Here is a 6436-nt window from a genome sequence, read left to right on the forward strand (position 1 = left end):
TCCTCCTGGTTATGATGGGTATTCAACCGAACTTGATCTTAGATCTTAGATCTGATCCTCGATATCTTCAGGGAAGTCCTGGCGTAATCCCCCAGGCAAGGCAGCAATAATGGCATCTAGTACTCTCGATACTTGAATAATTTCAATACCGAGATCAGGTAAGGTTTGACCTTTGGGTACAATGGCTCGCTTGAACCCTAACTTGGCAGCTTCTTTGAGTCGGAGTTCCATCTGAGAGACTAGTCGCACTTGCCCCCCTAAGCTGATTTCACCAATCATAACCGTGCGAGGATCGACAACGCGATCGCGAAAACTAGCTACTACCGCAATAGCCATTCCTAAATCAGCTGCTGGTTCTTCTACTCCTAGCCCTCCTGCTGTTGCTACATAAGCATCTAATTTGGATAGGGGAATCCCAACTCGCTTTTCCAACACTGCCAGGATTTGTTGTAAGCGGTTGTAATCAACTCCAGTGGTTGAGCGGCGGGGTGCCCCATAACTAGCAGGACTTACTAGGGCTTGCAACTCTACCAGAATCGGACGAGTACCTTCACAAGCCACTACAGTAGCAGTACCAGGACTCATTTCATCTCGGTTACCCAAAAACAGATCAGAAGGATTCAAGACTTCCTGCAAACCGTTGCTGACCATTTCAAAAATACCGATTTCATGAGTAGCCCCAAAGCGGTTTTTAACAGAACGCAGTAGCCGGTGGGAAGCAAAGCGATCGCCTTCAAAGTACAATACAGTATCGACTAAGTGTTCCAGTACCCTTGGTCCTGCGATCGCGCCTTCTTTGGTCACATGACCCACAATTAACAGAGTAATGTTTGACCGCTTTGCTACCTGCATCAGGGCAGAGGTACATTCCCGCACTTGAGCAACAGAACCAGGAGCAGAGGTCAAGGCCGGAAAATAAAGAGTCTGAATACTGTCAATCACTGCTACCTGAGGTTTGAGGGACTCCAACTCTCGCAGAATTTCCTCTAAATCAGTTTCTGGTAGAATATACAGCTCAGCGTCTTTAGAGTCAGACTCTTGAGAGTCAGACTCTTGAGCGGCTATAGGGGTTTTAGAAGACTTAGACTTAGAAGACTTAGACTTAGAAGACTTAGACTTAGAAGACTTAGGGTCGTTTTTGACCCTACTGTTATTAGATTCGAGATCAGAGGTTTCTGCTGATACCACACCCAGGCGAGATGCTCGCAGTTTTACCTGCTGTCCTGATTCTTCTGCACAAACGTATAGAATGCGATGTAACTTGGCAAGTTGATTGGCAACTTGGAGCATTAAGGTTGATTTGCCAATGCCTGGATCGCCACCAATTAATACTAAAGACCCAGGCACAACGCCACCTCCGAGCACTCGGTCGAGTTCCCCATAGCCTGAGGGGAAGCGGATCTCGACAGTATCAACAATTTCTGAGAAGGTAAGGGATGATCTGGGTTGAGCCGGTCCAGTGTTAGGCTCGTGGTTATCCGAATAAGTATTGGATTGCCAACCCCCGCGACTGATTTTGACCGGAGTTGGGGGAGCTACCTCATCCAAGGAATTGTAAGTACCACAGGCAGGACATTTGCCGAACCATTGGGAGGACTCAGCACCACAGGCATTACACACATAGAGCGTTTTAGGCTTCGGCATCCTACTTGAAAAGTCTTAAAAACTCTTAAAAAAACTCAATAATTAAATTAACATTAATGAAAGTCAAGGAAGACTTCACCAGCAAGGAAAATATAATTCTCAACGATAAAACCAACTTTGTAAAGGGTTACATTTTAGAGATAAACTACTGATAAATTAATAAATCATTAATCTTACTTCACCATTTCAGGAGTATAACGTCCATTGGAAACTCATAAAGAAAAAATTCTTGTTGTTGATGACGAGGCCAGTATCCGTCGAATATTAGAAACTAGGTTATCCATGATTGGCTACGAAGTAGTCACAGCCGCTGATGGAGAAGAAGCCCTAAACACATTTCGTGATACAGAGCCTGACCTAGTGGTGTTAGATGTGATGATGCCAAAGCTAGACGGCTATGGTGTCTGTCAAGAATTACGCAAGGAATCAGACATTCCCATTATTATGCTAACTGCTTTAGGGGATGTAGCTGACCGGATTACCGGTCTAGAGTTAGGAGCAGATGACTATGTGGTCAAGCCCTTTTCTCCAAAAGAATTGGAAGCCCGTATTCGTTCCGTACTGCGCAGGTTTGATAAAGTGGGGGCTGCTGGTATTCCTAGTTCTGGGGTGATTCATGTCGGGAGTATCAAAATCGACACCAATAAGCGACAAGTCTACAAAGGGGATGAGCGGATTCGCCTGACTGGGATGGAGTTCAGTCTTCTAGAGTTATTAGTCAGACGTTCCGGAGAACCATTCTCCCGTTCTGAAATTTTGCAGGAAGTGTGGGGCTATACCCCTGAACGCCATGTGGATACCCGTGTAGTAGATGTCCACATCTCCCGGTTACGAGCCAAGTTAGAGGATGATCCTAGTAATCCTGAGCTAATTCTCACCGCACGAGGTACAGGTTATTTGTTCCAACGGATCATTGAACCAGATGACAAATAATAACACCTTGATGTTTCGTTTCAGCTGCGTAAGTCCTGAACTAATAACCAACAGGTGAGTGATGGCTAAACCCGACCAAAATGATGTACTGCGGCTGCTGCCATTTGCGGTTGGAGGATTGGCAGGGGGTCTGTTGCTGATCAATCGTTTATTAACCTCCCAGCTCACCAATTCTCAAGCTCGTTCTGATGCTGTAGGGGTAATTGTTTGTGCTGTATTGATTTTGACAGGTTTACTGTGGCAGCAGGTACAGCCCAAACCTCCTGATGCCGTTAAACTGATTGGCGAAGAGGGTTTCGACCTCGCTCCAGAGCTGCCAGATCAGGTCAAAACTGAATTAGCCTGGGCATCCCATCTATTACTGACTAATACAGTAACGCGATCGCTTGTGGTGGTATACCAAGGCAAAGTCCTGCTCCGGCGGGGGATCTTGGGCAAAAATCCCCAAGTCGAGCCTGGAGCCATTCTCAAGCGGGTTCTAGAAACTCAAAAAGCCGTGTATCTGGTTAACCTGAAGCTCTATCCAGGGCGACTTGAATTTGACTACTTGCCTGATAACACACAAGGTGTCATATGTCAACCGATTGGCAACCAAGGAGCGCTAATTTTGGCAGCCAATGCTCCCCGAAGTTACACTAAACAAGATGAAAAGTGGATTGAGGGGATTGCTGATAAAGTCGCCAATACTCTCTCTGGTCATTTATAAGATGTGGGTACCGCTTCGAATTTAAATAATGTGGTTAATCATTTTGTACTGGTTCCTGATTCTGCTGATGCTAGTAGGCATTATTGGTTCGGTTGTTCCTGGCATTCCCGGTGCCATGTTGATTTTAGCTGCCACCATAATTTGGGGTATTGCTGAGGGCTTTAGTAGCGTCACCTGGGCATTGGGCGTAGCTATCTTTGTGTTGCTACTGGGTATGGGGGTCGATTTTTTAGCCGCTTACTGGGGAGCCAAAAAAGCTGGTGCTAGTAATTGGGGACAAATTGGTTCCATAATCGGCTTGTTCATGGGGGTGTTTGGTCTTTTACCCGCCTTGCCCTTCGGCGGACCGTTACTAGGGATTTTGCTTGGACCGTTGTTAGGGGCGTTTGTAGGTGAGTTTCTCTATCAACGGAAGTTAAAGTTACAGGATAGAATTAAGCAATCCTTTAAAGCTGGCTTGGGGATTGTAGTCGGTTCATTGGTAGGAAATTTGATTCAGGCAATGCTTGCGATCGCTACTGTGGTGGTGTTTATTTTCACCACTTGGCCCCCAGGTGCAGGGATTTAGCTTGAAATTTAGATTGAACAGGGTGATGGGGTGCACTACTGCCTGCTAAATAACGCTAACTAACAAGTTCACCGACTCAGCAATTTGCACCGTAGGCGATCAAGGGCATAGCAGGCGCTGATGTGACGTAGGTCAGACCGACTCCGATGTTGACCCAAGGTGTACTTGTAGCATTCTAAAATGCCATCTGGTCCGGCTAGACCAATGTAAACTAGACCCACAGGCTTGGTATCGGTATTGCCTCCAGGTCCAGCTATGCCTGTAATACTAAGTGACCAGGTTGAAGAAAGAAGCGATCGCACTCCTGTTGCCATTTGCTCTGCTACAACCTTACTTACCGCCCCCATCGCCTTCAAGTCTGAGGAATTCACTCCCAGTACACCAGTTTTCACAGCGTTATCATAAGCAATGATACCCCCCAAAAAATAATTAGAACTCCCCGGGACACTGGTTATCATACTGCCAATACCGCCACCAGTACAGGATTCTGCTACGCTCAACGTTTCTGAGGCAGCCGTTAATAGCTGACCCACTACAGAGGCTAGGGTATCGGTGTCAGTACCGAAATAGTTAATTCCCCCAATCTCCTGTAATTTTTGGGCTACTGGTTCAATGAACTGTTGTGCTTCACTTTCTGAAGCCGCACGGGCCGAAACTCTTAACCTCACTTGTCCCTTACTAGCATAGGGAGCAACGGTGGGGTTGGTAAGGTCAAAAAAGGGAGCAACTTTCTCAGCCAAAGCCGATTCTCCAATCCCCCAAAACCGCAACATCCGGCTATAAACGATTTCTTTACCCCAGCCTTGGCTTTTGAGATAGGGAACAGCCGTGTCTCGCCACATCTGATTCATTTCCCTAGGAACACCAGGAAACGTGAGAATGCTTAAATCAGCACGGGGTTTCCAGATGATACCAGGAGCTGTTCCATTCAAGTTGGGTAATACTTGTGCCCCTTCTGGAATTAGGGCTTGCTTGCGGTTATTGGTAGTTAATTGACGTCCCCGCCGGGCAAACTTCTGAGTGATGTCCTCTATAACATCTGGTTCTTCAATCAGAGGAGCCCCAAAAAATTTAGCGATCGCTTCCGTGGTCAAGTCATCGGGCGTCGGACCAAGACCACCAGTAAATATTAGGATAGTGGAGCGCTCACTAGCAATTGCCAATACTTGCTGTAAACGCCCGATATTATCTCCCACTACTGTCTGATAGTAGTGAGGAATCCCCAATGCGGCTAGCTCCTGGGCTAAAAACTGAGAATTGCTGTTGAGAATATCCCCCAGCAGCAGTTCGGTACCTACACAAATAATTTCTGCACTCATCGATTATGCCTCAGGGGCAAGATAACATTCATTTCTTTCGGCTCTTATCTTATAATCCCACACTGACAGCAATTTTAAAACTATAGCGTTTTCACATGATATGTGAAACTAGGATTGATCTAAAAAGGTAACAGGTAATAGGTAATAGGTAATAGGGAGTAGGTAATATAGCATTAAAAAATATCCTAATTTATTTATTATACCTATAAATATAGCAGAAGTCAGAAGTCAGAAGTCAGAAGTCAGAAGTCAAACTCTTGCGCTTACAAAGGGTGTGAGACTTTTGTCATGTCCTAACTGCTCTGGCGACTGCTATACTATAATTTTATTTTTCATGAAAAATAAAATTATGTTAGGTAAATTAAGAGCAGCATAAAATATATACCAGTATTTTTTTGTGTTATGCTAAATCATCAACATTGGGGTTGATTATCTATTTTTAAATGCTATATTTAGTAGCGTTTGATAGGGTTTATCATAGTTATGATGTACACAGGTTTTTTTTCCGATTCCCTGTGGGTGCATCTCACTGTCTTGATGATTTTTAACGACAAATTAAGTACATTTTCTTATCCCCCACACCCGGTCACCCCACACCTGAGGTCTTTGTAAAAAACCTACCCTTATGAGGGAGGGTGGGGAGGGTGGGAAGTGTGGGGAGGGTGGGAAGTGTGGGGAGATGGGGAGATGGGGGAAATTTTTATTAAGGGTAATTATCCTGACATGATATTACGGCAAACCAGTAGGTCAAGGCGAGGGTAGTGATAAACATGATGTCAAAGCCTCCGAGGGAAAATGCCTGGAGACTGATTCGTCGGGTTCGTTTCACATAGGTGCGCTCTTACCATTAAGAATTAAATTCGCCACGGGTCGCACCTGAGTTGCTCATGATCCTGACCCGGTGATGGCCTCACGAAAACAACATGATAAACGACGGTATCGACTGGAATTCAAAATACTTTCGTACCAGTACGTGGTTGATTAGTTTTGTCAGTCAACCAGGGTTAATTCAGTTTCCTTAGCAACACCTTATCAAATTCTCAGTTAACGGTCACTTCCTCCTCAGTTAAGACCTGCATTCTAGTAATTAAAGATAAGCAGTTAACCAATTAAGCGAATCAACCTTAGGAGGAACAAACATGAAACGTCTCGTACTTGGCAGTTTAGGCACTTTGTTGATTGCCACCGCTACCACTCCCGTCTTAGCATCGGAAATCGCTGCCAACTCCACCACCAGCCGTAACAATATTGTCGAAGTTCAACCGT

At 45.3% G+C, this 6436-nt stretch carries 5 protein-coding genes; 3 read left to right on the forward strand and 2 right to left on the reverse strand.

Annotated features, from left to right (window positions below):
- Positions 1 to 45: 45 nt before the first annotated feature.
- Complete coding sequence (radA, locus tag F6K20_RS14665) at positions 46 to 1644, reverse strand: DNA repair protein RadA (protein WP_008186382.1); 1599 nt, start codon at positions 1642 to 1644, stop codon at positions 46 to 48.
- A gap of 204 nt (positions 1645 to 1848) precedes the next feature.
- Between radA and rpaB the strand changes: the two genes are divergently transcribed.
- The 3 genes from rpaB to F6K20_RS14680 all read left to right on the forward strand — a co-directional run bounded on the left by rpaB (position 1849) and on the right by F6K20_RS14680 (position 3851).
- Positions 1849 to 2577 (forward strand): response regulator transcription factor RpaB, encoded by a 729-nt coding sequence (gene rpaB / locus F6K20_RS14670; RefSeq protein WP_008186378.1) that lies wholly within the window; start codon positions 1849 to 1851, stop codon positions 2575 to 2577.
- A 61-nt stretch (positions 2578 to 2638) separates the two neighbouring features.
- On the forward strand, positions 2639 to 3283 hold the full coding sequence (locus F6K20_RS14675) for a cofactor assembly of complex C subunit B (protein ID WP_008186376.1): 645 nt from the start codon (positions 2639 to 2641) through the stop codon (positions 3281 to 3283).
- Between the two features lie 28 nt (positions 3284 to 3311).
- The gene (locus F6K20_RS14680; protein WP_008186373.1) at positions 3312 to 3851 is read left to right on the forward strand and encodes a DUF456 domain-containing protein; all 540 of its coding nucleotides are present in this window, start codon (positions 3312 to 3314) and stop codon (positions 3849 to 3851) included.
- A gap of 68 nt (positions 3852 to 3919) precedes the next feature.
- Here F6K20_RS14680 and F6K20_RS14685 read toward each other — a convergent pair whose 3' ends face one another.
- The gene (locus F6K20_RS14685) at positions 3920 to 5170 is read right to left on the reverse strand and encodes a competence/damage-inducible protein A (protein ID WP_008186371.1); all 1251 of its coding nucleotides are present in this window, start codon (positions 5168 to 5170) and stop codon (positions 3920 to 3922) included.
- Positions 5171 to 6436: the final 1266 nt, after the last annotated feature.

Origin of the sequence: Moorena sp. SIO2C4 (genome assembly GCF_010672485.1) — a bacterium.
Lineage (GTDB): Bacteria > Cyanobacteriota > Cyanobacteriia > Cyanobacteriales > Coleofasciculaceae > Moorena > Moorena producens.

What these genes read in the sequence shown, in the direction of transcription:
- F6K20_RS14675 (WP_008186376.1), top strand. Translation starts at nt 2,639, where the DNA reads ATGGCTAAACCCGACCAAAATGATGTACTGCGGCTGCTGCCATTTGCG.
- F6K20_RS14680 (WP_008186373.1), top strand. Translation starts at nt 3,312, where the DNA reads ATGTGGTTAATCATTTTGTACTGGTTCCTGATTCTGCTGATGCTAGTA.
- F6K20_RS14685 (WP_008186371.1), bottom strand. Translation starts at nt 5,170, where the DNA reads ATGAGTGCAGAAATTATTTGTGTAGGTACCGAACTGCTGCTGGGGGAT.
- radA (WP_008186382.1), bottom strand. Translation starts at nt 1,644, where the DNA reads ATGCCGAAGCCTAAAACGCTCTATGTGTGTAATGCCTGTGGTGCTGAG.